16 protein-coding genes are annotated in these 26,647 nt (G+C 39.0%); 15 read left to right on the top strand and 1 reads right to left on the bottom strand.

Features of this window, described 5'->3' with window-relative positions; all coding sequences use genetic code 11:
* Positions 1-70 precede the first annotated feature (70 nt).
* Positions 71-643 carry an RNA polymerase sigma-70 factor gene (locus I2I33_RS00125; RefSeq protein WP_087421361.1) on the top strand — a complete coding sequence of 191 codons (573 nt, stop codon included), beginning with the start codon at positions 71-73 and terminating at the stop codon, positions 641-643.
* Here I2I33_RS00125 and I2I33_RS00120 read toward each other — a convergent pair whose 3' ends face one another.
* Entirely contained in the window at positions 644-4,018 is a 3,375-nt protein-coding gene (locus tag I2I33_RS00120; protein ID WP_087421362.1) for a hypothetical protein, read from the bottom strand. It lies immediately after the preceding gene.
* Between the two features lie 675 nt (positions 4,019-4,693).
* Here I2I33_RS00120 and I2I33_RS00115 point away from each other — a divergent pair.
* The 14 genes from I2I33_RS00115 to I2I33_RS00050 all read left to right on the top strand — a co-directional run bounded on the left by I2I33_RS00115 (position 4,694) and on the right by I2I33_RS00050 (position 26,607).
* A complete protein-coding gene (locus tag I2I33_RS00115) occupies positions 4,694-5,863 on the top strand; it encodes a FecR family protein (protein WP_162613798.1) in 1,170 nt (389 codons plus the stop codon).
* 80 nt (positions 5,864-5,943) lie between these two features.
* A complete protein-coding gene (locus tag I2I33_RS00110) occupies positions 5,944-9,333 on the top strand; it encodes a SusC/RagA family TonB-linked outer membrane protein (RefSeq protein ID WP_087421364.1) in 3,390 nt (1,129 codons plus the stop codon).
* Positions 9,334-9,345: 12 nt separating this feature from the next.
* Positions 9,346-10,827: a RagB/SusD family nutrient uptake outer membrane protein gene (locus I2I33_RS00105; protein ID WP_162613799.1), complete on the top strand. Its 1,482-nt coding sequence runs from the start codon at positions 9,346-9,348 to the stop codon at positions 10,825-10,827.
* A 14-nt stretch (positions 10,828-10,841) separates the two neighbouring features.
* Complete coding sequence (locus I2I33_RS00100) at positions 10,842-11,582, top strand: DUF4843 domain-containing protein (RefSeq protein ID WP_087421366.1); 741 nt, start codon at positions 10,842-10,844, stop codon at positions 11,580-11,582.
* Positions 11,583-11,599: 17 nt separating this feature from the next.
* On the top strand, positions 11,600-13,111 hold the full coding sequence (locus tag I2I33_RS00095; protein ID WP_162613800.1) for a PKD-like family lipoprotein: 1,512 nt from the start codon (positions 11,600-11,602) through the stop codon (positions 13,109-13,111).
* Positions 13,112-13,216: 105 nt separating this feature from the next.
* Entirely contained in the window at positions 13,217-14,575 is a 1,359-nt protein-coding gene (locus I2I33_RS00090; RefSeq protein ID WP_087421368.1) for a TlpA family protein disulfide reductase, read from the top strand.
* A 71-nt stretch (positions 14,576-14,646) separates the two neighbouring features.
* The gene (locus I2I33_RS00085) at positions 14,647-17,382 is read left to right on the top strand and encodes a TlpA family protein disulfide reductase (RefSeq protein WP_087421369.1); all 2,736 of its coding nucleotides are present in this window, start codon (positions 14,647-14,649) and stop codon (positions 17,380-17,382) included.
* 50 nt (positions 17,383-17,432) lie between these two features.
* Positions 17,433-17,753 carry a hypothetical protein gene (locus I2I33_RS00080; RefSeq protein WP_087421370.1) on the top strand — a complete coding sequence of 107 codons (321 nt, stop codon included), beginning with the start codon at positions 17,433-17,435 and terminating at the stop codon, positions 17,751-17,753.
* Positions 17,754-17,798: 45 nt separating this feature from the next.
* Positions 17,799-18,890 (top strand): BF3164 family lipoprotein, encoded by a 1,092-nt coding sequence (locus I2I33_RS00075; protein WP_087421371.1) that lies wholly within the window; start codon positions 17,799-17,801, stop codon positions 18,888-18,890.
* On the top strand, positions 18,880-19,368 hold the full coding sequence (locus tag I2I33_RS00070; RefSeq protein WP_087421372.1) for a hypothetical protein: 489 nt from the start codon (positions 18,880-18,882) through the stop codon (positions 19,366-19,368). Before I2I33_RS00075 ends, I2I33_RS00070 begins: the two co-directional genes overlap by 11 nt.
* A 14-nt stretch (positions 19,369-19,382) precedes the next feature.
* Positions 19,383-20,423: a DUF1573 domain-containing protein gene (locus I2I33_RS00065; RefSeq protein WP_087421373.1), complete on the top strand. Its 1,041-nt coding sequence runs from the start codon at positions 19,383-19,385 to the stop codon at positions 20,421-20,423.
* A 30-nt stretch (positions 20,424-20,453) separates the two neighbouring features.
* Positions 20,454-21,986 carry a hypothetical protein gene (locus I2I33_RS00060; protein WP_087421374.1) on the top strand — a complete coding sequence of 511 codons (1,533 nt, stop codon included), beginning with the start codon at positions 20,454-20,456 and terminating at the stop codon, positions 21,984-21,986.
* Positions 21,987-21,998: 12 nt separating this feature from the next.
* Entirely contained in the window at positions 21,999-23,219 is a 1,221-nt protein-coding gene (locus tag I2I33_RS00055) for a hypothetical protein (RefSeq protein ID WP_087421375.1), read from the top strand.
* Between the two features lie 25 nt (positions 23,220-23,244).
* The gene (locus I2I33_RS00050) at positions 23,245-26,607 is read left to right on the top strand and encodes a hypothetical protein (protein ID WP_140402592.1); all 3,363 of its coding nucleotides are present in this window, start codon (positions 23,245-23,247) and stop codon (positions 26,605-26,607) included.
* The last annotated feature ends 40 nt before the right edge of the window (positions 26,608-26,647 follow it).

Below are 26,647 nucleotides of genomic sequence, written 5' to 3'. Positions count from 1 at the left end.
TCATTTCGTTTTTACATTTTCATTTCTATCTTTGTTTTACGTAAAGAGGAAATAAATAAAGCGTAAGTGTATGCAGGAACAAACTTCAATAAAAATCCAAGGATTAACGGTTGGTGACAGAAAAGTGTATCAACAGATCTTTGATACTTTTTATCATAGTTTGTGTTTGTTCACGCACCGTTTTATTGATGATCTTTCTGTTTGTGAGGATTGTGTGCAAGAGGCGTTTATTTCCTTGTGGGATAATCGGGAGGAAATGGCATCCGCGGCTCATGTGAAATCCTTTTTGTATCAAGTCAGCCGTAATAACGCACTGAATCATTTGAAACATGAGCGGGTGAAGAGTGAGTATATGGCCAAAGGAGTGCAGGAACTGGAATCACAGGTTTGTTTTATCAATTACGTGATCGAAGAAGAGGCAGAACGGATATTGGCTGAGACAGAACAAGAATTGGCACCGAAATGCAGGGAAATTTTCAAGCTTGCCATGCAAGGGAAAGATAACGAGGAAATTGCGCGCTTGTTGGGAGTCTCGGAGAACACGGTGAAAACGCAGAAAAAGATCGCCTATAAAAAATTAAAACAAAAAATAGCAGAAGTAACGATGTTACTCCTACTATTGAATCAAGTGGTTGGTGAGTGATTACGGTTTTTGATAAACCCATTTTATAGCATCTCCCACAACCCATTGTCCGGGTAAACCGATATCATATAGGGAGACCGAGCATTCTCCTTCTGGTAACATAAATTCTCCAATGAACACCCATTTGGAAGTTTGGGGTGCATGGACTTTAATCTTTTTTTCTCTGTTGTTGTAGGATATGGAGTAGCAATATTGTATGTCCCGAATGGGTTCTTGGGTAATCATACTTCTACTGCGTTCGTGACGATGAGAGATATTTGGAATATAAGCATATATCTTGTATTTACCTTTTTTGTTAATGGGAGTTGTCCAGGTCAGTAAACCTTCTCCTTTACCTGTTCTTTTTCTGAGACAGCTCAAACAATATTCTCCGAAACAGTCGGGCATAAGAGTGTATTCCCAATGGGATACTGCTGTAGAGGAATGCGTGTGGTGATTATGATCTAGCCTTAGGAAACGTTTTAGCCAGGGGGCTGGAGGATCCGTGATTTGAAAATTGTTATCCTCGTTATCAACGATGATTTCATTTTTTGGCGGAAAGAAGATTGTGGGAGAGATGGATTCTTCCCCAGTGCTGGTGTCTCTGGTGGATTCTATTCCTTTTTCTAGCGTGATCGTCTTATCATGAATATCAAAAATGTTTGGACGGTTTTTTGACAACCCGGTATAAATGCTATGTGAAATAACTGGATTCGGACATATAAATATAATTTTTTTGGCTTCTCTGGCTTTCACAGAAAATGTGCGAGGTGTATAGAGAATCCTGTCGATCTGATGTTCAGGTCCAGCTTTGAAAATGGCAGTTCCTAAGTGCATAGCAATGACTCCATCCACATCACTTTGGTTTAAAACGTCAAATTCCATTCTAAATTTGGTGTGAGGAGTCCAAGGATCTCCTTCTTCTTCTGTGGGTGATAAAATTCGTTTTACCCGAAAGTTTTTTACTTGAAAAGCGGGTAGCTCTTGACAGTCAAAGTATTCCGGGAAAATTTCGGATAGGTGCCATCCAAATTTTTTTGAAAAAGCATCGTCAAAAGTTTGAAAATCAGTTTGTCGGAAACGATTGGTTGTCATAAAATCTTGTACGAATACGTGAAAATCCGTGGAGGTAGTTCCTTTAAGAATGATTTGTGAGAGTAGATCATTTGCTTTTAGTTCATTAATTTGATTTATGATCTCAAAGGAAAGTGTCTTATCCGAGAGAGCTGTCCGATAACTTTTCCCATTTAAATAGTCCAAGGCTTTTTGTTGGGAGTCTAGAGGTGCTGCATTGGGATTTCTGTTTTCCCATGGTCTTTTCACGATCTGATTTAAGAGACTATTGATCGTTGGGTATTTGTGAGAGTAAATATGGTTTATGCAATAAAAAAATAGAGGATTGAAGTTGTATATGTTGTAAATTGATTCGTAATGCCATGTTGTTCCTAACTTTAGGTGGGAGAGTGGGCCTTCTTCCCAAGATGTTAGAATATGTTCATTGTTAAGTCGCCAGTATATACTATATTTGAAAGGTTCAATCCACTCAGATATTTCAAAACGTAACCATTTCTTAGCAAAGGCTCTAATTCTTCCATTTAATATACCGATCCCTCTTTCCGGACACAATACCATTTCGGGTTGTATCATCTCGCTTCCTCCTGTTGCCGGGTGATAGTGGGAGGTGAAGGTAACCGGGGTTTCTACGAGGCGCAAGCGGTTAAATAGATAGGAAGATTTTCTTTCATATTCTATGGTCTCTTTCATATCCCTGATCTTGTCGGGGAGTGAAGTTAATTGTTGTTCAATCGAGGAGAGAACCTCGAAGTTGTTTTTTGACATGTACAGCTCGTAGGTCACGCTGTCCACGGTTATCTCCCGTTTCTCGTATTTCCCGATACATAGCGATATGTTCCTTTGAGGGTGTTCGTTTTCAAACCGGGTACCTGATGCCGTCTCGTGGCGTGAGCCTTGGGAAATAGCTGTAAGTCGGATGGGGTGATCGACGGTTAAGGTGTAGCGGGTGAAATCGCACGGGGTGTTATAGGGATGTGCGGGGTTTACGGGTGGAGAAGTAACCGGGTACCAGAGGCATTCGGGTGTGAGCAAGATGTAATCTTTTTCGAGGAAGGCGTATCGATGGCCGAACCTGCAGGATAGATAGTGACGGTTATCAATGTCAAATTCTTTCTGTCGTTTCGGGATGTAGAGGTAGCAGATTCCTTCATCGATAGTTCCTTGATACTGAATGTTAAGGGTGAGAGTATCACCGGGAGAAACAGGTCGGGAGATCACGATAGCCTGAGCCTCTCTCGTGAAAGGCACGGGAGATAGGTTTTCTTGTATGCTTGTAACTTCTAGGGAGGGGTTCAGGTAAAGGATGATTTTCGATAGGTTTGTGCCAGTCGGGTTATGTAGCGATATCCGGCTTTCCACATGAGCCTGTTTCTCTTGGTAGGTAAACCGGATGTCATGAGTGATGATGTTCATCTTGTTTGGAGAGTCGTGCTTCTCGTACACGGATTCATAGAGTGCGTGGCGTCGTTCGACTTGCTCGTGATGGTTGTACGTGATAAACCCTGCCAATAATCCCACGAAAAGTAAGAGTATCCCGGAACAGACAGCCCGTTGGCGGCCGTTGATCTTGTTGGGGATACGGGGCAGGCCACTGATGGCGAGCGTGATGAACCCAATTCCCAGCAAGAGGAAAGTTGTTCGGTGGAGCAAAAAACCGGGTAAATCGGCCATCCCCGTGAAGCCGGAAAACGTGTAGGGAAGGAGGATGCCGAGAGGATCGAATAGCCCGTGGTAAAGGGTGGATAGGAAGAGGATATCCACGGAGAGGTAAACTAGCATAAAAAAGGTGGTGACGGTTCCGTTTTTAAAGCAACGAGCGGCAAGGAAAGAGGTGATACCCACGACGAAAACAATGGTGGGAAGGAATAGTGTCACCAAGTAGAACAAATAGATAAGGGGCTGGAAAGAGGTCGGGGAGGCGAAAAGATTGATTAACCCGGCTAGGGCGAGCGAGATACTTCCCATGATCATGAAGGCAATGATGATCCCGAGTATAAAGCCTGTCGAGTAGGTATCGTTTCCTTGCGGATGAACGAGTAGGGCTTCCAGCGTGTTGTATTTTTTTTGCTTGTGTACCCAGAATCCCATGGTGGCAAGGGGGAATACTAAGAGTAGGTTAAACATGTAAGCGTTTTGTGTGGGGATGAAAGAGGATAGGACAAGGGTGTATTCGACGGGAATGTTGAACATGTCACTTTGGAATGATACCTGGTATGCGATGAGTAGAGGGATCAAGACCATGAATGTAACACGGAAAGTTTTATTTCGCCATATTTCCGTGAAAGAGTACTGGGTAATTAACCAAAGTTGATGTGGGTTCATAAGTAGTTTTTTACTACTAATACAGTTCAGAGCGTTTTTGGGGTGAAAAATGGAAATAGATTCTACACGTTATACCCTAATTCAACCTAAATAAAGAGGTAATGCAACCCAAATAATCTCACTCATTCAGAGCTCATTCGAAGCTTAATCGTTGCTCAGACATTGGGGGATGGCGAAGCTCTGAGGGAGCTTCGAGTGTTCTTCGAATAAGTGGGATTATTTCCCTAGGATTTCCTACAGTTTACTTTAGGTTCTTGTTAGGATTTCATTCTTTACCATCATTTGTTATCCCGATAGTTTCGAATTTGTTTAAACTTTACCGAGAATGGATAAAAATACTAGATATTGGTAATTCAGAATGTGATGATCGTAAAAAGAATTGTTTAAATTTGTTGGAAATTTGGCTTTTAGAGGGTGATTTTGTAATAAATGCTCTTGATGTGTTATAAAATAATCAATAAAATTTGAATTAGGTTTTCACCCTGATCTTGTTGTGAATTGTATTAGGATAAAACGATCGTTTAATGCGTTTGTAAATAGGAGCCTTCTGGGCTCGTTTTTTTTAATTCTAAAAAATCGTTTATTCTAATTATCAATTCGTTAGTATTTGTCTTTCATTTTCATCTTTCAATGTCATTAAACGATCCTTTTTTGATCGAATCAAAAATTTGGAAGATGGAAAATTTAGAAAAAGGTATAGAAGTTTCTCAGTTGATAGTGAAGGACTTGCAGGGATGTATTTCTCCGGAAGAGAAAGTTATGTTAGACAAGTGGTTGGAGGAAAGTCCTGAAAATAGAGAAGTATATCATCGTGTGCAGGGGCGGGTAAATCGGGACGAGCGGCAGAGAATCATTCGACAATTAAATAAACGTGCGGCTTGGGAGCGGGTAGATAGGAATACGAAAGAGTATAAACATTCTATTTTGAGGCGGTGTATGAGGTATGCAGCTACAATTGTATTGCCTTTATTCGTTGTTGGAATTGGCTTTTATCTGACTAGAGATAAGGAGGAAATTCATCCGGTAGCCGAAGTGGTGACAATTGCTCCGGGAGTAACAAAGGCGGAATTGGTATTGGCAGATGGGCATAAAGTGATTTTGGGTACGGAAACCGTAGACTCTCTAGCCAGCGAAGAGGGGATAAATATCGTGAAGGAGGGGAATGGTGTATCTTATATTGGAAATAAAGAAGAAGGTGATTTGGCTTATAATATTATGCGCGTACCCCGAGGTGGTGAATTTAAAGTGAGATTGCAAGATGGGACATTGGTTTATATGAATTCGGAGACCGAATTGAAATATCCGGTACGTTTTGTAGGAAAGGAGAGACGGGTGTATCTGTCAGGAGAGGCTTATTTCGAAGTACAGCGAGATACGACAAAGCCTTTTATCGTGGTTATGAATGGGAATGAAGTTCGGGTGTTGGGGACCGAATTTAATGTTCGTTCTTATAAGGATGAGAAATGTCAATTTACGACGCTGGTAACAGGAAAGGTGTTGTTGACAACTTATGATCGTAAATGCATGGAATTATTACCCAATGAACAAGGGATTGTTGATCCGCAAGGAGATATAAGAAAAGAACAAGTGGATGTTGCTCTCTACACGGCTTGGAAAGATGGTAATTTCGTGTTTCGAAAACAAAGTTTGGAGCATATAATGGAGATTGTCGAAAGGTGGTATGATTTGAAAGTAACCTTTGAAGACGAGTGGTGTAAACAGGTTAGTTTTTCCGGTAACGTGGAGCGATATGATGATTTTAGTAAGCTGGCAGAAATGCTGGAGGCTACCGGGAGCGTGAAGTTTAGAATAAAGAATAATGAAATCTATGTAACCAAAAGATAAAAAGAAAAAGGTGGAATACTTGCACTATTCCACCTTTAGTACCAGTGTGACTGGCATTGTTTTACTTAAAATACAAATGTATGAAAAAAAAGCGAATTGTACATCTTCTCCCGAAAAGAAGGTTATTAAAAACATGGTTGATTATGAGGTTTATCGTCCTGTTTATGTGCGTGTCTGCGATGCAGCTGACGGCTGCGGTGTACAGCCAAGAAGTAAAAGTGACGTTGTCTGTGAAAGACGCTTCTTTTGAGAGTGTGATCCGTCTGTTGGAAGCAAACACGGAATACACGTTTCTTTATGAGGATCGGCATATTGCCGAAATCGGAGGTTTAAATCTGAATTTCCGGGACACGGATATTAAGGTTGTGTTGGATAAATGCTTGCAAGGAACAAATTTGAGTTATCGGTTGATGAATAATCACACGATCGTGATCCAACGGGGTGTGGCGGTTGACACGACAAAACAGAAAGCTCTTCAAAAGATGTCCGTTTCCGGAGTAGTTAAGGACGTGAAGGGTGAGGTTTTGCCCGGAGTAACGATTCGGATAAAAAACACGCAATTGGGATTCGTGACGGATATTGATGGAAAATTTAAGTTTGATTTTCCAAAACAGGATACGGTGGTTTTAATTTTCTCCTTTGTGGGTTACAAGACTCAAGAATTTCAGGTGAAAAATGACAAACCGATCACGATTGTTTTGAAAGAGGATGTGACGGAAATGGATGAGGTGGTTGTTACCGGTATTTTCACGAAAGCAAAAGAGAGTTACACGGGGGCGGTAACTACAATTACTGCGAAAGATCTCCAACGGGTTGGAAATCGGAATCTGGTGTCTTCTATCCGGAATATTGACCCAAGTTTTAATATTGCGGACAATATTGATATTGGTTCGGACCCGAATAAATTACCTGATATCACGATTCGTGGCTCTTCCAGTCTAGGGGTTGGGGTAAAAGATTTGCAGGAAGATTCCAGAAGTACGCAAAAGGCCAATCAGCCCTTGTTTATTATGGATGGTTTTGAAATCACGTTGGAACGGATGATGGACTTGGACGAGAATCAAGTGGAGAGTATCACTCTTTTAAAAGATGCCAGTGCCACGGCGATGTATGGGACTCGCGGTGCGAATGGTGTTGTGGTTATCGTGACGAAAAAACCGGAAGCGGGACGTATCCGGGTGACTTACAAAGGTAGTTTAAATATTGAGGCTCCTGATCTTACATCTTATGACTTACTGGATTCCAGAGAGAAATTGCAGTACGAGTGGGCTGCCGGATTGTATGAAAATGTAAATGCCAATCAGACTCAAGAGATGATGGATTTATATAATCGTCGTAAAATGGATGCGGAGCGGGGTGTCAACACGTATTGGTTGAAATATCCCGTGAGAACAGGTGTCGGGCATAAGCATAGTTTACGTTTTGAAGGTGGGGATGAAGTTTATCGGTATTCGGTTGGTTTGTCGTATAATGATATTGCCGGTGCAATGAAAGGGTCAAACCGGAGAACATTTAATGGAAATGTGTTTCTTTCATATAAATATAAAAGTTTGACGTTCCAAAATGATTTACAGGTATCTTCTAACCGTTCATATAATTCCCCTTATGGGACATTTAATGATTTTGCAAAGATTAATTCTTACTGGACACCTTATGATGAAGAAGGCAATATTATTAAGGTGCTGGAGGATTATTATTATTTGAGTATCTTAAGAACAAATTTCGTGTATAATCCACTTTATAACGCTAAGTTACCTAGTAAAGATGAAAGTCGATATACACAGGTTCAGAATAATTTTGCCGTGGAATGGCATATATTGCCAGAATTATTTGTTCGAGGACGTTTGGGGATAACCTCTAAAACGGATCGAGAGGATAAATATAAATCAGCCAAACATACGGATTTCGACAATTACTCGGAGGATGATTATGACCGAAAGGGAACTTATTCTTATGGAACGGGTGAAACTTTTAATTACGAGGCTGATTTTACCTTGAATTACTCCAAGGTTTTTGCTGAAAAACACCAGTTATACGTGGGATTGGGATATAATTTTGCTCAAGAAAAGAACGAGTTTTTCACGATTCTAGCAGAGGGGATTTCTAATATTAATATGGATTTCTTGGGGATGGCAAGTAAATACGAGAAAGATGGCCATCCGAAAAGTAAAGAAGGATTTTCTCGACGGATGGGAGGTATTGCTAACGTGAACTACACTTATGATCGTCGGTACTTTATAGATGCTTCTTTCAAGATAGAAGGTTCTTCTAAATTTGGTAGTGATAATCGATACGCTCCTTTCTGGTCTGTCGGAATTGGTTGGAACTTGCACCATGAAGGTTTTATGGCTGGAAATGAATTATTAAATGTAGCTCGATTAAAACTTTCTTACGGGACTTCCGGTTCACAGGCTTTTGATTCTTATCAAGCGATGACGACGTTTAAAGATTACGGAGGTTCAAGTTATCAGGGTTGGTATGGGGTGTATTTGATGGCTATGGGGAATAATGATTTGGGATGGCAAAAGACGAAACAATTGAATATCGGAACGGAATTGGAGTTTTTTAATGGGAGGATTCGTGTTAACGCGGACTATTATAATAAGGTGACTGACGATCTGTTATCTGATATTACATTACCCTCATCCAGTGGTTTCGGGAGTTACAAGGCTAACGTGGGACAAGTTGCGAACACAGGAGTCGAGTTGGGCTTGAATGTTTACGTGCTTCGGGATACGAAACGGGATATGATGTGGTTGATAGGTGGAACTTTGGCTCACAACAAGAATGAGATTAAGAAGATTTCGAATTCATTGGAGTTTCTGAATGAACAGATGAGTTCGGAGGATGGTGGAAATCCCAGTTTTATGTATGAAGAAGGGCAATCAATGAAAACGATCTTTGCCGTGAAATCTAAAGGTATAGATCCGAGTAATGGTAAAGAAATTTATATCAAGAAAGACGGAACCGAAACATATACTTGGGATCCGAAAGATAAAGTTGCTTGTGGTATTGATGAACCGAAGATCTGGGGCAATCTGAATACAATGTTCCGGTATAAAGGGATAACATTAAATGCTATATTCAGTTATCGTTATGGCGGGCAAATGTATAATTACACGTTAGTTAGTAAAGTAGAGAATATCAAACCTTTTGATAATGCAGATAAACGCGTGTTGTATGATCGTTGGAAAAATCCGGGAGACAATGCTTTCTTCAAGGGTGTTCGGGATTTCACGACGACGAATGCAACAAGTCGTTTCGTAATGGACGAGAACACGCTAGAATGTCGTTCTATCTCGCTGGGATATGACTGGAGTGCCAAGTGGTTAGACCAAGTTGGTATTTCTTATTTAACTATAACAGGTTACATGGAGGACGTGTTTAGAATTTCATCCATAAAACAAGAGAGAGGTTTATCTTATCCTTTTTCGCGTAAGTTTTCAATGTCTTTATCCGTTAGATTTTAAAAGAGTATGATTATGAGAAATATGATTAAAAAGAAATATGCCTGTATCCTGTTATTGTTATTGGCAATAGGATCTGGATGTAGCGATTGGTTGGACGTGCGTCCTCGGAACGAGATGAAAGAGGAGGATATGTACGCTAACGAGGAAGGATTCAAGAGTGCTTTGACAGGGGCGTATATTCAATTGGCGGCAGAAGAACTTTACGGTCGGGATGCTTCCATGTATATTCCCGAAATGTTGGCACAACATTGGACTATTTCAACAGATAAGGTATCGTTGATTTATAATATATGTGCTTTTGATTATACACATGAACAATCTGAAGAGGCGATAGAAAAGCTTTGGAAGAAATACTACCAATGTATCGTGCATTTGAATAATGTATTGGGAAATCTGGAAACAACTGGTGTGACGTTTACGAATGGAAATGAGGCTTTGATAAAAGGTGAAGCTCTCGGATTACGGGGATTTCTTCACTTGGAGCTTTTACGTTTATTTGGTCCCATGCCTGAAAAGGCAACAGCGGGTTCTCCGGCTATTCCTTATCAGGAACAGATGACAAAAGATCCTGGTAAATTGCATACGATTACCTACAAGGAAGTATGTGAGAAGATTATTCGGGATCTGGATGCCGCGGAAAAGCTTTTGGAGAAAGACCCGATTTTAGTGGGGTCAAATACGCAGTTGAATCAACCGGCGTACGATTGGGAAGGGAAACCTCTGGATGAATGGCAATTCTATCGACAGGTACGTTTCAATTATTATGCCGTGAAAGGGGCAAAAGCCCGTTACTATCATTGGATCGGTGATAAAGAAAATGCAGTAAAATTTGCAAAAGAGGTGATCGATGCCAAAAACGAAGATGGCACATCTAAATTTACATTGGCGACAGAATCGACGTATGGCTCAAATGGAAATCTGGTGATGAAATCAGAACATCTTTTCGGTGTTCATAATTCGCAGCATCAAGCTATTGTACAACCTTTGTTTAAAGATGAAAATGCAAGTTTGAGGCAAACGGTGGCTTATATTAACACGGCGTATGAAAGTAGCATACATCCGGACGATATAAGAAATAAAGCGAATCGTTATTGGGAAGAGAAAACCTATCAAAATTCGAATAAAGTGAATCACTTCCGAAAATATACCGGGAGCGATACCTATGTTGCTTTGAATATTGTGCCATTACTTCGTTTGGCCGAGATGTATTTGATTTTGGTTGAGGATTCGCCTTTGTCAGAAGCTCCGACCTATTTCAAGACTTATCGGGTTGCTCGAAATCTGGATATTTCAATTGATAATTCCTTGGTCACGGAACAGGATGTTATAAATCGGTTAGAGAAAGAATATCGGAAAGAATTTTTCGGGGAAGGTCAAATGTGGTTTTTCTATAAGAAACACAATTTTACCAGATTTACTTGGCCCAAGAATAAAACTATTCCAGAAGGAGCTTACTTGCTTCCGATTCCTAAGAGCCAAAGCGTGTTTGATTAGTAAAAAGTGAGATTATGAAAATAAGAATTGCAACGATATTGATATTTTTACTGATTGTGGGTACAATCGGTTGTAAGGAGAATACAGCCTTAGAGTATGAAAATGACCCGGCATTGTATTTTGAAAATTCGTATTATACACAACAAGATAGTATTGCTCATACCTTTTTTATCCAACCGGATGATCAAATGCGAGATACGGTTTTTGTAGAGATTCTGACGATGGGATACCCGACAGACACGGATCGGCCTTTTGTTTTGGAACAAACGAATGCGGGGAAACCGGGATCGGCTGTTGCCGGAAAGCATTTCGTGGCTTTTAATGATCCGGAAATGTTAGAGCATTTAAAGATTCCTAAAGGGAGTGTGCGTAAAAGTTTCCCTTTAATTGTTCTGCGTGATCCTTCTTTGGAATTGGAAGAGGTTCGGATTGAGTTGAAGATTGGGGAGAATGAGTATTTTAGATCAGGAATTGACGAGTGGACGAATTTTGTTGTAAAGACCACGTCTATGGCGGTAAAACCTACAAATTGGGACTCTTATTGGAAATATTATTTCGGACCAACTTGGGGGTCCGTGAAAATGAAATTTATCATAGATAATACCGGGTTCACGGATTTTGACGGGGGGTATCAGAGTTCTGATTATACTAATTATATGGCGTCTAAAGTGATACAAAAATTATTGGAGTATAATACGAATCACCCGGATGATCCATTAAGTGAGGCTGACGGTACATTGGTAACTTTTGAATGATTAAAATGAAATTGATTATGAAACTGAAGAATATATTGATAGGGATAGGCTTAATGGTGTCTCTTCAAGGAGTGCAATCTTGTATTGATGACCGGGGAAATTATAGTTATATTTCGAAAGAAGAATTACTTCCTGTGACGATTTCCGGGTTTGAAGATACCACGGTAGCTATTCGTTCTACTTTGAATATTACTCCGGTATTAGAGAATATGGATGATGAATCTCGTTACATATACCTGTGGTATGCATCTCCTTCTGAAACAGCGGGATTTGCCCCACAACGAGATACTCTTTCCTTAAAGAGAGATTTATCATTTGAAGTAACATACGAGTCGGGAAAATATAATTTGGTTTATGAGGTTCGGGATCCAAAGTTGGATATTTATGTTCGAAAACAAGTGTCGATGACAGTTCAATCGGATGTGAGTACGGGGTGGTACGTGATGAAGGAGGAAAATGGAGAAACGGATATTGATTATATCTCTATGGATGGGGAGAAGATAGAAGATTTGATCACTACTTTTGGACAAAAACGATTAAAAGGGAAACCAGTAAAAATGGCATATCAGTCTTCCCGTTATACTCCCGTTATTCAGAACCCGGATGGAACGACGACTCAGCTGGTTAACAAGAAAGCTTTCCATATTTATAGTGATCAGGATATAAAGATTTTTAATGCTGACAACATGGATCTGTTTTATAACTATGAGGATTATTTTTATGAAGTTCCAGAAACGTGTAAACCGGAAAATTGTGGCATGATTAGCTCTGATTTTTATGCCATTAATGCTGGAAAAGTTTATTCGATTTATGGAATGTCATCAAATAGCGGAATGTTGGGATATGCTAAGCCGGGGTTGTATAAGGTACACCCTGATATGGTGATGAGCTATTATGGGGTGATGGTTTTTGATAAGGAGACAAGTACGTTCTATAACACGTCGTCTAGTGGTAGTTCTATGAATTTGTTTTCAGAAGATTCAGAGGGTGGTATTTCCCCGACAAATATGGACGTGGATATGATCCGGATGTTGGTTAGGAATGAAGGAGTTCCTTCTACGGCTTTTGCTGTAATGAAGAATAAGAATAAAGACGAGTATTATGTATTTGACATGGTTTATTCCATGTCTGACTACCCGTTCGTGGATATTGATACTGTTCCGGCACATTGTGAAATGCCTGAGGCAAAAGTTATGGGCACTTCTTTATATGCCAGTTGTATTTATTATTCCAAGAAAGAGGCTGATGGAGATGTGTTGAAGGTGTATAAGAATGTCAAAATAGATAATCGTGAAAGTGAGTTGAAACGTTTTCCGGGAGAAGAAATAGTTTATATTGTAAATGCAACTAGTGCATACAATGCTCCGGAAGATGAGAAATTCAATCATTTGGTTGTATTGACAAATAGTGCGACGGGTTGGAAATTGTATCGTTTTAATGTAATCGGGCAAACGCCGGAGATCGAAACGGAGCCCGTGTTTGTTTATTCCGGTAAAGGGACAGCCGGATATGTTATGCTTCGTAAATAACATTGTTTTGTAAAGAATTTTCAATTGGCTTGAAAATAAGGTGGATGATGGCATTTGCCATTGTCCGCCTAAATCACTAGTATGTTTTAAATAATTATCGGGAGTATGAAAAAATTTAGTTTGTTATTGTTTTTAACCTGTATGGGCGTGGTGCTATATGCACAAAAGTACACGGAAATAAAGGGTTTCGTGAAAAATGATCGTTTGAAGAAAGTTCATCTTTATCGTGTAGAAGATGGGACGACACATTCTTATGCTTCGACCATGGTGGCAGAAGATGGTTCTTATGGATTTTTGTTTTGCCCGGAAAAGCCGGGGTTTTACACGGTAGGTAATGATAAACAGATGGATTTTGTGGTTTACGTGAAAGGTGGCGATAAAATCAATATTAATATTTTGGAAAACAAGGCCGAGTTGGCGGGAAAGAATACTAAAGAGAACGTGGCCTTGTATAAATGGGAAGATTTTGCGGCTGATGTTCGTTTGAAATCAGTTTATTTTATGCTGACAATCAGTAATTATAAGGACTTTTTCCCTGAATTTTCCGTATTTGTTTCTAAACTTGATTCGATTAAAAAGAAGATAAAGAGCGGTAACGCAGAGTTTGATGCTTTATTGAAAAAGAAGATTGATTATGACGTGGACTATTATGCAGCATATTTCTTACAAACTCCTAGAACAGCTCATCCGGAACGTCAGGATTGGCCGGAATTTTACAACACGATCATATCTGATGATAAGTTCACGACGGATGACGTGTTGTTGTTTCCTCAAGGAGCACGAATGATCGGTATCTATGCAAGTTTTGGATATATGACGTCTGGTAAGAAGTATGATCCGGTAGATTATCAAAGCACTTGTTTAGGGTATTTGAAGACAGATCGTTTGAAAGGGGAGTATTTGTTACGGAATGTATTTGCCGGGTTGAAGTCTTATGACCAATATCTAAGTTTGATGGATCGTTATGGAAAATACTTGGTAACGCCTTCTCTAAAGGCTCGGGCTGAGGCTATCGGGACAGCGCTGTATGACACGGCTCCCGGTTCGATTGCTGCTGATTTTACTTATCCTGATGTAAACGGGAAAGAGGTGTCGTTATCCGATTTCAAGGGGAAAGTTGTGTTGGTTGACGTGTGGGCTACTTGGTGTGGTCCTTGTCGGGGAGAAATCCCTCATTTGAAGAAGTTGGAACAGGAAATGCACGGGACGGACGTGGTATTCTTGGGTGTTTCCGTGGATGAAGCGAAAGATAAACAGAAATGGTTGGATTTCATTAAAAAGGAAGAGTTGGGAGGAGTTCAGGTACATGCATCCGGATGGAGTAAGATTGCCCAGGACTACAAGATAAAGGGAATTCCCCGGTTTATGGTATTTGATAAACAAGGGCGAGTCGTGTCGGTCGATGCTCCTCGACCTTCATCACCGGAGCTGAAAGAAATGTTAGAAAAAGAGTTGAAAAAATAAATAAAATTCGGGGGATTTGTGAAGGGAGAACAAATCCCCCGAATTGTATATTCATTAAAATGGAATAGATTATGAAGTATCGTTTATTATTTATTGTGTGTAGCCTGTTATGTTTTTCTGAATTATGGGCAGGACCGGGAAAAGTGGTTGTTAAAGGTGCGGATCAAAATGTTTGTGTTTATAACAGTATTCGGGGAAGAGGGCGAGCTTGTTTTGCCCCGGAGAAAGGGATGAAAGAAACGGTGATTTTACTACCGGAAAAGGAGTGTGGTGATTTGTTTTATTTGATTTCGGGGGATCGGACTTCTTGGATAAGGGTGTTGCCGGATGAAACGGTCACGGTGGATGTCCGGAAAAAAGACTGGAAGTTTGCAGGAGATTCAAAAGCGATAAATCGTTATTTGTATCAGTGGACACAAAAGATGTTTTTCGGGAAGCCGAACGCTTTGACGTATCGGGTTGAAATGATGTTCTATCAATTGCCGGATCGGGATAAGAGAATTCCGGATCCGAAGATGTTTTACACGAAGGAGTACATCGAATGGTTAGATAATATTGGGTTAGAGGCGATGGATGATTTGGCAAAAGCGAATTTGAAAGATAATCTATTCGTGGAAGAGCAAGAAAGACGAATTTATTATAGTTGGTTGGAAATGCAATTGCAAAATTACCAGTTGGCAAGTGATAAGGTTGAAATTCCTACAGAGGCATTTGTTTTTCTTCAAGAAATGAAGTTTAATCATGTTGCATATTTGAAATATCCGGGGATTGATGATGTTTTGAGGATTTACTATGACATGGCGGATGCCTGTGGGTTAATTACGTATGATAACTACAATTTTTTACAACGAAGGGCGGAACGGATTATGAATGCCGAGGTTCGTGAATACTATATCCTGCAGGAATTAGATAATATCATTCGTAATCAATGGTTGTATCAATTGGATAAAGTCATCGCATCGGTGGAAAATATGGTGATAACTCAAGCGGGAAAAGAACAATTGGCAGGATACAAAAAGCAGTATCAAGATTTGATGGCATCAGACGTAAATCAGGAAGGGAAGAAAGCGGTAAATATCCAGTTTAAGGATGTGAATGATAGAGAGTGGGGATTGTATATGTTTAAGGGGAAATATGTTCTCATTGATGTGTGGGCTACTTGGTGTGGACCTTGTAAATATCAGATTCCACACTTGATGCGTTTGGAAGAAGAGTTTGAAGGAAGAGGAATCGTGTTTGTTTCTTTGTCCGCAGATAAACCAGCCGATACTCAGAAATGGAAAGATATGGTTAAAGAGTTCGGGATGAAGGGTATTTGTGGGATTGCCCCGGATGCATTTAATCACGCATTCTTCGAGAAGTATAAAGTGAAAAGTATTCCTCGTTTCATTTTGATCGATCCCGATGGAAATATGGTGATGACTAAAGCTCGGCGTCCGTCGGATCCAGTATTAAAAATGCAGTTGGAAGAGTTGCTGAAACAGTATGATCAGAAGAAAACAACGATCAGTGGTAAGATGGAAGGAGTTGCGGATGGAACGCAAGTTTCTGTCAGTCATAAGATCGGAATGATGACTCACACATTAGGGCAGGCAGAAGTAAAAGATGGGCGCTTTGAATTGAGCTTTCTTTTGGAGAAACCCGAATTTATAAATTTCTCTTGTTATAAAGTTTTTTTTGGGAATGTTTGGGCCAAGCCGGGAGATCGGATGGTACTTGAGGGAAATAAACCTGTTTATACCGGAGGAGAATATGAGTTGAATAATTTGTTGACGGAGCTTAATGCAAAATATGCAGATCGCTGGCCGGGGTATGGAGATGATGTTTTTGATCAAAAACGAGGGAAGCTGTCTTATGATATTTATGCAAGTATCAAGAACGAGATTGATGCCAGTGCATTACGACCGGAAATGAAACGTATGTTGACTGCCTATTTCCAAGGAGTGTTACTGGATAAGATGTATGGAAGGGTGGCTACGTCAAAGGTGATCGGTAAAGGTTTTCCTCGTCCGATTGTGAAAAACGGGTATTCGAATGCCGTGTTAAAACTAGAATTATTGCCGGAATTAGTGAATTATCCGTCTTGGACAGATTGCGTGCAGGAGCTATTGTACGCACGTTTAGCCGCGGGTATGATAAAAATTCAAGGACGAGGTAGTTATATTACTGATATGGCAGCCGGGCTTAAGAGTGAGAAGTTGCGGGAAGCTTATATTATGGATCAATTACGGATGGAGATTTTACGAGGTCATTTATTTGGAATTGAAGATCGGATCGAGAATGCACGTTCGATGGTAAAAAGTCCTGATAATGTAGCCTTGTTGTCTCGGATGCCGGAACAAGCACAAAAGTCTTTGCAAGAGTTTAAGACTGTTTTACCTGGTACGGATTTGAGCGGATTTTCTTTTGAGAATGAGAAAGGGAAACGGGTTGCTTTATCTGATTTTAAAGGGAAATATGTGTTTATAGACATTTGGTCTACGGGATGTAATCCTTGTGTCGGAGAGGTTCCTTATATCAAAGATATGGAACACCGTTTTGCCGGGAAACCGATCACGTGGGTTTCTATTTCAATGGATTTAAATAAAAAAGAGTGGTTGGATTTCTTGAAGGAAAAGGGAATGAATGGAATACAGTTGATATGTAACAAAGGGTATAAAGATCCATTCCCGAAACAAATAGCATTGAGGGGAATACCACGATTCCTATTGTTGGATAAGGAAGGAAAAGTAATTGATTTTGAATCGTTGAGACCTTCTAATCCGGTGTTGGGAGAGTTGTTGCAGTTAATGCTAAATAAAAAATGAAGGGCTGATGTGTGGCTCTTTAGTATATGTTTTATTTAAATTTTTGAGTTATGAAAAACGAGAAATTGAAAAGAATGAAAACAATATTGTTTTCATTAGGGATTATTTTATTCTTTAGCAGTTTTACAGGAGATGATGAGTACATAATGTTTACTTGTCCTGATGGAATGGCTTATAGTGTACAAATAGATGCTTGTGTACCAGAAGAAGATGTGGATGGAGAAGGTCTTGTCTGTATTTTAAGAAAAGTGAAAACAGGAGAGATTATCTTTGCTTGTGATCCTAAAGGTAAGAAAGATAATTGTAATATTAGTAAATTGGGACATTCATTGTCGTGCCCAAATTCGGAGATTAAAGTAAATGAAATTTAATTATTTAACTATATAGGGGCGTATGCCCCTATAAAAAAATTATTTATGCGTCAAGTTGTATTTTTAGTGTTAATTTGTTTGATTTCATGTAAAAGATCAGACAAGATTGAATTATCCTATTTCGGATTAGAGGATTTTCCCGAAACAAAATGCTGTAAGTCAGATTCGATAGGGATACAGGTTTTAGATGCGTTGTCTTATCATGTTCTGCGAGATTCTTTGGTTTTAGTGACAACGAGAGGGCATAATGGTTATTTTGTTGAAATGTATTATTTAGGTAGCAAACAAAAGGTGATGAATTTTGCTAAGAAAGGTTTGGATACAAATCAATTTGCTCATGCTAGAGTTTTTTTGAATGACAAAAATACGTCAACTGAATTTTATCTTTATAATGTAATAACCAATTCTATCGTAGAGATAAATATTGATTCATTATTAGAAAATAGAGAAACTTTTAATTATAAAAAGGTATATTTATCGGGATATTCTAGTGTTCCAGATTTTTGCAAGTATGATAAAGGAAGATATTTAGTTCAAAATAAATATTTTTCTCCTGTGAAGAATTTTAATAATAATGTTGATCGTTTCATATTTGTAAATGAGAAAGAATTTAATGTAACTAATAGTACTTATTCAGATTTTAAGAAGTATAACTACTATTTATCTAACATTAATCAAGTCGTTATGTTTAGTGATGTAACTAAGAATCGTTTATGGTGCGCATCAAAAGGGGAGGATCGGTTTGATATTTATACAAGAGATAGTTTAAGATTATTAGGGTCATATATTGGGCCTTATCATTATGATGTAGAGTATGTTGTAGGAGAAGCTGGTGGTGATTTACCATTGGTTGTGAGAGATGGGCTATATTCGGGGTATGAAGCAGCGGTTATAACTGATAATTATGTTTATCTATTGCTTGGTAATCAGAAGTATAAATCTGAAATTCCGAAATCAGATGTAATTTCAGATAAAAGTGAAATATACAAATTGAGTTGGGAGGGAAAGTTATTGTGCAGATATATATTAGATCGTTACGTGTATGCTTTCTCAATGGATAGCCAGGAAAAGTATTTTTATTGTACTGTTGATGAAAATCGTCAACTTGATCCAAAATTTGTGCGTTATGAGCTTTAAAAAGATAAAAAGATATTTTGTTTTTTGTTGTATCGTCATTTTTTTTTGTTGTAATAGTAAATCAAATAAACAATTACAACATTTAGAACTTGGAAAATTACGATGTCAACTAGAAAACGATTCGGTGAATTATAGGATTGTGTGTATAATTGATGGGGGATGTTCTTTGTGTATAGGTGATTTTGTTGAATTGAATATGAATTTTCTAGAGCAAAAAGATAAATATAAATTCCCTCTATATTATTTGGTTATGACAGGAGATTCTGTGATTTTTAAGAGCAATTTAATGAAATTCGATCAAGAACTTTGCGGAAAGCTTTTTGTTGATACAACTTATTCATTAATGCAGGCGAATCAGTTATTTAAAGAATCTAGGATCGAGGTGTTTTTGATAAATAAAGAAGACCAGATTGTAATATCTGGAAATCCTTTTGAAAATACAAAGGTATGCCATCAATATGATGATTTATTGAAATAATTCTATTTGTGAAAATGAAAGAGGTTATATATATATTATTCATATTATTATGCTTTGGATGTGTTCGTCATCATTCCAATATTGTATTTGAAAATAAAAATTTTGAGGCGATTTTTAGTGATACTTCATTAGTCAATAAAGATCATGTACTTTTTTTTATCCGAATGAAAGATTGTATTTCGTGCGATTTATTACAAGAAGGGGCTTTCAATAATAAGAAATTATTGCAAAGGATGTCTGACAAGTATATGTGCATAGAACAATATGTTGATTTAGGTGAGGGTAAATTTATACCATATTTGTTATATGAAAATAGTTTTCCAATGATTGTTGTTTTTTCTAAAAGTGGTATATTAGAGGCATTGGTGATAGGGAATAGAACGGCAAAGGAATTAACATTAATGTTGGATAAAATTGAGGCTCATCGTGGTTTTGTTACAAACACTCGTAATAGATTCGTTTTAAATGATACATGTTATGTTGATTTAATAAAAAAAACGGTGAATGCTTTTCTTGCTTTAAAAAGTGAGGACTTAGGAAAAGCAAAAGATGAAATTGAATCATCAATAAAGATCCAACCTTATTTTTACAATTTGTATATAGGATCCCAAATTTATAAAGAATTAGGGGATACAGTTCGTTTTATAGAATGTACAGATCAAGCTTTAAAGATGAATGATCGTTTTGATAATTTATTGTATAATTCAATAAAAGAGAAAATTGGTAACCCAGCTGAAGAACTAGATCTTGTTACTTCAATTTCTTTTGAAAAGACTATACATGATTTCGGTCGTATATCGAGTGAAGATAGTGTGGAATGTTCCTTCCTGTTTAAGAACAATAATTCTTTTCCAGTAATAATTGAAAGCATAAAGCAATCCTGTGATTGTATGGAAATCATTTGGGATACAAAACCAGTATTACCTCAAAAAATTGGAACTGTAAAAGTGATATACAAACCATCCTCTAAAGGGGTATTTATGAAAGCATTATTTTTGACAATATCTAAAAGTAATAAAATCATTCCTTTACATATAAAAGGAGTGGTTATATAAGAAGACTATAGATATACTAATAACAAACTTATGAAAAAGAGTTCTTTAAAAGGTATGATGAGTAGAGTGATAATTTACTCGATTACTGTATTGTTGTCTTCCTTATTTTGTTGGCGGGAGGCTGTTGCTCAAGTACGGGCAAAAACAGTGTGTTTGACCGTGACGGATGGCTTTTCTGCGCCGTTATATGGAGTATATGTCGTGGATATTCGTAACCGATTACTGGTGACAACAACGGATGATGAGGGACAATGTAAGATTTTACTGAAAGGATTTTCGGTAAAAGATACATTGGAATTTTCTTGTTTGGGCTTTTATGCAAAGCGCATGGCGGTGGATTCTCTGCATGACGGACAAGTTATTGCTCTTCAAGAAAGAAGTATTTTATTGGAGGAGGTGGCAGCAGAGGGGATTCATCCTTGGGATTTACTGAAAGGAATTTCGAAGGAAATTAAGAAAAAGAAAGAAAAAGTAAAAGGATATCGTTATTTTGGGAATGGGCAGTATGAAAAAATAACCGAGTGTAACGAAAGAATTGTTGAGTATCGGCGGGAATATGGTTGTTTTGCCACAACCGGGAATACGAAAAAAAGAGGAACCTTTGATCGTGGAGGTGAATATGGTTTTGTCCCCAAGTACACGGCTCGTAGCTATCCTCTCATGGTGGATGGGACCGATACGTTAGTCCCTTTATACCAAACGGAAGAAAAACTTTTTTTTGAATCCGGGAAACGAAGGGTGTTTGAATTTATACGAGTGGTGGAACTATATGGGCCTCTATTCGGGGGAATGAAGGACTATGATTTTAAACAGATAGAAACGGAAAGTGGTGATTATACATTTCAATTTAAGACAAAGAAGTCCCGTTATCCAAACAAAACGTTTTTATCTTGTCAAGGGACGCTTACAATTGATCGAAGAACACGAAAGTTGAAAGTTATCGATTTTGATTATGTGGAGTACGCTCTGTGTAATCAGCCCCGTTGGGCTAGGAAAATTATGAAAGAGATATTTTTCTCTTCACAGGCTGAGTTGAAGTTTAAATATTGGGCAGAAGGGGAGTATTGTGTAGAGAGCTGTACGATGGAAACAACTTGGAAAAGTAGTAAAACAGGAAAAGGACGTTACGGAACATTACCCTCTAGAATTGAGCCGCTGAAGAATAAATTGATAGAAAAAGAGGCATTTGCCTGTAATTCTTATTATGAGATTCCGGCAGAAGGACGGAATTCAGCATTTATTTTTGCTATGGGAATAGGATCTTATAATCCACAAGGAGAGTATAATGCCCACATATTTTCTCGCTTACCGGAATTGTTGGATTCTAAACAGGCATTTCAAGATTTAAATCAATATATGGATATTGAGGAGCAATTTAAACGATTGAGTAATCGTGCCTATTATCCGGAGGATTATTTGCTTGCCTCTCCTTGGCGTTGGAGTAGTATATTGACTAGAGGAGAAGGTGTTGTGGCAAATTTTAATAAAATTAGGGAAATGATTTTGCTTTGTTTTTTTACCGGATGGCGGAATCCGTTAGGGGATGAGGAGGAGGCAAAATGAAATAGAATAGATATGAAGATAAATAATTATTACCGGATTATACTCGTTGGATTGTTTCTTTGTATTGTAAATTGTGTACAAGCAGGAGGGAATGAAACCGGACTTTTGCCTGGGATGAGTAAGACATCTTTTGAAAAGATATTGAAAAGGACGTCAGAGAATATCAAGAAAAAACGGGCGTCTGCAGACATATTACAATTTTATGGAAATGGACAATATGAAAAAATTACAGAATGCCGAGGAAAGGCTGTTGAATACCAGAGGGAATACGGGTGTTTTGTGAAAGTTGGTAATTGTCGTAAGGATGGCAATATTTATACCGGAATGTATTCTTTCGTTCCTCGTTATTCTGCCCGTAGTATCCCTTTTGCAGAAAATGGTATCGATTCTTTGTGTCCATTATTTGAGAAATATGATGAATACTATTACGTGTCAGGGAATCGTAAAATTTTTGGATTTATGCGTGCTTTAGAATGGTGGGGGCCACTATTCGGTGATTTGGTTAATTATGAGTTCCAGCAATTGAGTGCTAATGGTGAAACTTTGACATTTCAATTTGAAACAAGAGATTCATGTTACCCACATAAAATACCGTTCTATTGTGCAGGGACTTTGGTACTTGATCGTAAAACATGTGAATTAAAAAAGATTGACATTAATCAAGTAGAGTATTATTGTTGTGGACAGCGGGGATGGAAAGAGAGGTATTTGAAAGAGGTCCCGGTGGATTCACGTGCTGTGGTGGAATTTAGCTATGATGATAAAGGGGAATGTTTTATTAAAAGTTGTGTATTGGAATCTGTTTGGAAAGATGTGCCGTTGGAGAAATGGCCATTCACTCATGCTCCGTCAAGAAGAGAACCAGGGAAAAATAGATTAATAGAGAAAGAAGCCTTTTTCTGTGAAACTTGTCAGCGTGTTTCAAAGAATATACAGTTTGAGGATCTTCCTCCAACGCTCATGTATAGTGTATGTAATCTGCAAGTAGAATATGTATCGGATATTTTCGGGCCTTTGCCTGAGTTGTTGGATGCTAAACAGGCTTTCATTGATTTAAGTAATGATGTAAATATTCATGAACAATTCAGGCAGATGAGTAATCGTTCATATTATCCAGAGGATTTCTTTTTTGTTTTGCCTTGGTGTATGGAGGCGGATGAGGCTTTGAAAGACTCTTTCTGGGAAAATAGTCTTAAAATTAATAAAATGATCTTGCTTCTTTTCTTTAAATAAATGGTTTAAATTAAAATATTTAATCATGAGTATTAAGAGAATAATAATGGTTGCTCGTTACGAGGCCAGACTACTACGACGGAGTTGGGTGTTTCTGATTTTTGCAGTCTTGGGAGTGGTGGGAATTTCGTGTTTCCAGTTTTTAATTGGTAGTGTTGACAGTGCAATGGAATATGGATTGACTTCCGGACAGAATTTGTGGTATTTGAGAGCGTTGCCGTCCTGTATCCCTTATATGAATGCCTATCTTTTTAATGGTTTACAAGCACTTTTGATCGTGTTTTTCGTGGCTGAGATGGAGAAACGAGCACGAGTGACAACCATGGAGCCGTTATGGACCCGGCCTTGCACAAATGGGGAGTTACAGTGGGGGCGAGTTCTAGGCCTTGCAGGAATGGTGGTTGTCTTGAATATTATTTCCATGCTGGTGACTTTGATGGTTCACTTGTTTACTCCAAAGGGGAGTGTTGAGGTAAGCATGTATGTATTCTATTTTTTCACCTTGACATTGCCGGGTTTAGTTTTCTTTTTGGGAATATCCATGTTTGTGGTACATTGGATTAAATCGCAGGGACTTGCGATTTTGTTATTGTTGATGCTTATTGCCGGTATGGTTGGGAGTACGGGAGGATTACATGGGTTGCTGGATCCATTGGCGAGGACGATTCCCGCTATATTTTCTGTTGAAGTCGGGAGTGCCAATTTAGGGTTGTTTCTATTACAACGATTGGTGTTCTTGGGTTTGGGTGGGGCGTTATTGTGCTTTTCTATTTTTTACGTGGAACGTTTGACAGGAGAATCGGAAAGGAAAAATATTTTGCGATTGGCAGGAACCGGGTTACTGGTAATTGCTGTTTTCGCCGGGGTGAGTTATGAAGGGTATTTTGTTAAAGGTGGAAAACAGCGGGAGGCGTTTAGGCAGGTGTATGTGCGAAGTGAGGATAAGGTAAAGGTGCATATACTGGAACATGATATTCATTTTAAAGAGAAGGTAAAAGGAATGGAGGCTTCCAGTCGAATGGAAATTTGTAATAAAACGGGCAAGGAAATACCTTCGATTATTTTGTATCTGAATCCATCATTGACGATTTCACGATTGACTTGTGAAGGGCAGGAAACCCGATATTCTCGTGACGAACAAGTGGTCGAGATCAATCGGGTAATACAGCCGGGAGATACGTTAGTGATTGAGATGGAATATGAAGGGGGTATAAATGAGAGAGTATGTTACTTGGATTTGTCGGATAAGGAGTTTTATGACACGGAAGCGAATGGTGTCGGTATTTTCCGTTTCGGGAATCGGCAGGCTTTCGTGGGTGAAGAGGTGACGTTGTTGCAACCGGAGTGTTTGTGGTATCCTCAAAGTGTGGCACCGATCCATTTGTCTTCGTTGTTTGATCGACAAGTGGATTTTACACGTTATTCTTTGACGGTAGAAAATGCTGCCGGGCGTATGGCGGTTTCACAAGGGGAACCGGAGCGTTTAGAGGGGAAGACTTTCTTTCGGCATGATCATGCTTTACAAGGTATCAGTTTAAGTATCGCGGAGTTTGATAATCGTTCGATAGAGGTAGATGGGACACAATATGATATTTTCTTTTATAAAAGTAGTGATTTTTTACTTCAGGCATTTGAGGCCCCTGAAAAGGCATTTAAATTCATGATAAGGGATATTAAATACATGACGGAGTCAACTGTTTGCCAGATGGATGAAGATTATAAGCAAAAGGCAAATGCGGTTTGGAGGAAACGAGGAGAGATCGAGGGGGAAGACCCGGAGGCATACAGCCCGTCGGGACGGTATCCGTATAAATGGTTTATCGTTATGGAGACTCCGGTTTCTTATTCGAGACGTTACCGGGGATGGGCTCAGAATGAAGAATACTTGCAAGCGGGAATCGTGTTTATGCAGGAACGGATGGCCAGTGCTTTTTATTTCGAGAGCACACCACCACCTGTTGAGGAGTGGGATTTTGTGGCTATGAATAATTTTAAGGGGGATATTGCGATGATTTTTAAATCGGGGAAATATAAAATAGCTCCGATGTTTGTTGGGAATACTTTTTTCATGAGTTCTGAGGAGTTCCCCGCGATACAGGAGGTAATCAAGATGTTCGGGATGCCCGTGGATAAATTACCGGCTGCGATGCAGGCCCCGGAGAGAGTTCGGGATGTCGCTGCCTATTTGAAAGATCATAGTTTGATGCAGGCGTTTACGGACGAGGGGGTGTCTCCTGAATTGCTAGGAGAAATTATTGAATGGAAGACGATCGAGTTGAAAGAATATTTGAAACATGAATTGTCAGAGGAGAAGTTATATGGTTTTTATAATCGTTTTTTACAAGAACATTTGTTTGAAACAGTTGATATAGATCTATTTTGTGAGGAATTCATGAAGGAGTTCGGGATGGACTTGAAGGAGCGGTTAAGGACGTGGTATACCAGGGATCATTTGCCTGTGTTGCTACTGGAAGATGTTGTGTTGACTGAATTGCCGGAAGAAGAAGACGGAGGGGAGGAAAGGCGAAGTAAATCTGCATATGGTCGCTTTAAAGTGTATAATCCCGGTGATGTGGAGGGGGTGCTTGTGGTTTCTGCGGCAAGGATAAAAGGGGAAAAAGTCCGTAGTTTTTTAATTCAAGGACACGAATGTAAGGAGATTCGGGTGAAAATGGATTATCGAGGCCTTATGATCACTTCCCCGCTGGTGCAGAACATTCCTTCGGGAAGATGGGTATTAACAGATGAAATACGTCCTTTTGAAGGAGATACCTTGACGGGAGTCTTTCCCGCAGATTCAACGGTCTTTTTACCTCGGCCCGGAGAAATTATCGTGAATAATCGGGATAAAGGTTTTAAGCTGGTCGAGCCTCAAGGGGAGAAGTTATTCACGTTATTACGGGGAGAACCGAAATCCTGGGATAAAGCAAGACAAAATTACGAGCGTTGGGTGGAAATGGTTGATAATCGCTTTTATGGAACCGTGGTTCATGATGCTTATTGTAAGAGTGTCGGGGAGGGGAAATACAAAGCTGAATGGACAACTCAGATTCCAGAAGCAGGGGAATACGAGGTATATTTTTATAATGGAGATTTCTTTAAAATGGGAATGCTTTTCCAGGCGAGAAAGAAAGGTACATGTATATATTATACCGTGTATGATTCATCGGGGAGGCATGAAATCCGAGTTGAACCGGCAGAGGAATCGATGGGATGGGTCTCTTTAGGGAAGTATTATTTGGAGAAAGGAGAGACAAAGGTGGTATTGGATGACCGGGGAAGTGGTTCGGAAGAGGTTGACGAGAAGTCGGAGGGAGGTATGCGAATGATGCAGAATAAGCAGATGATTGTGGCAGATGCCGTGAAATGGGTGAGAAGAGGGCGTTAAATATTTATTTTGTATAATATCTTCAATTTTCCTTCGTTTT

Source organism: Butyricimonas sp. BSD2780061689_150309_C8, assembly GCF_015560935.1.
Taxonomy (GTDB): Bacteria; Bacteroidota; Bacteroidia; order Bacteroidales; family Marinifilaceae; genus Butyricimonas; species Butyricimonas paravirosa.
This window is presented reverse-complemented; position numbering and strand designations above follow the sequence as displayed.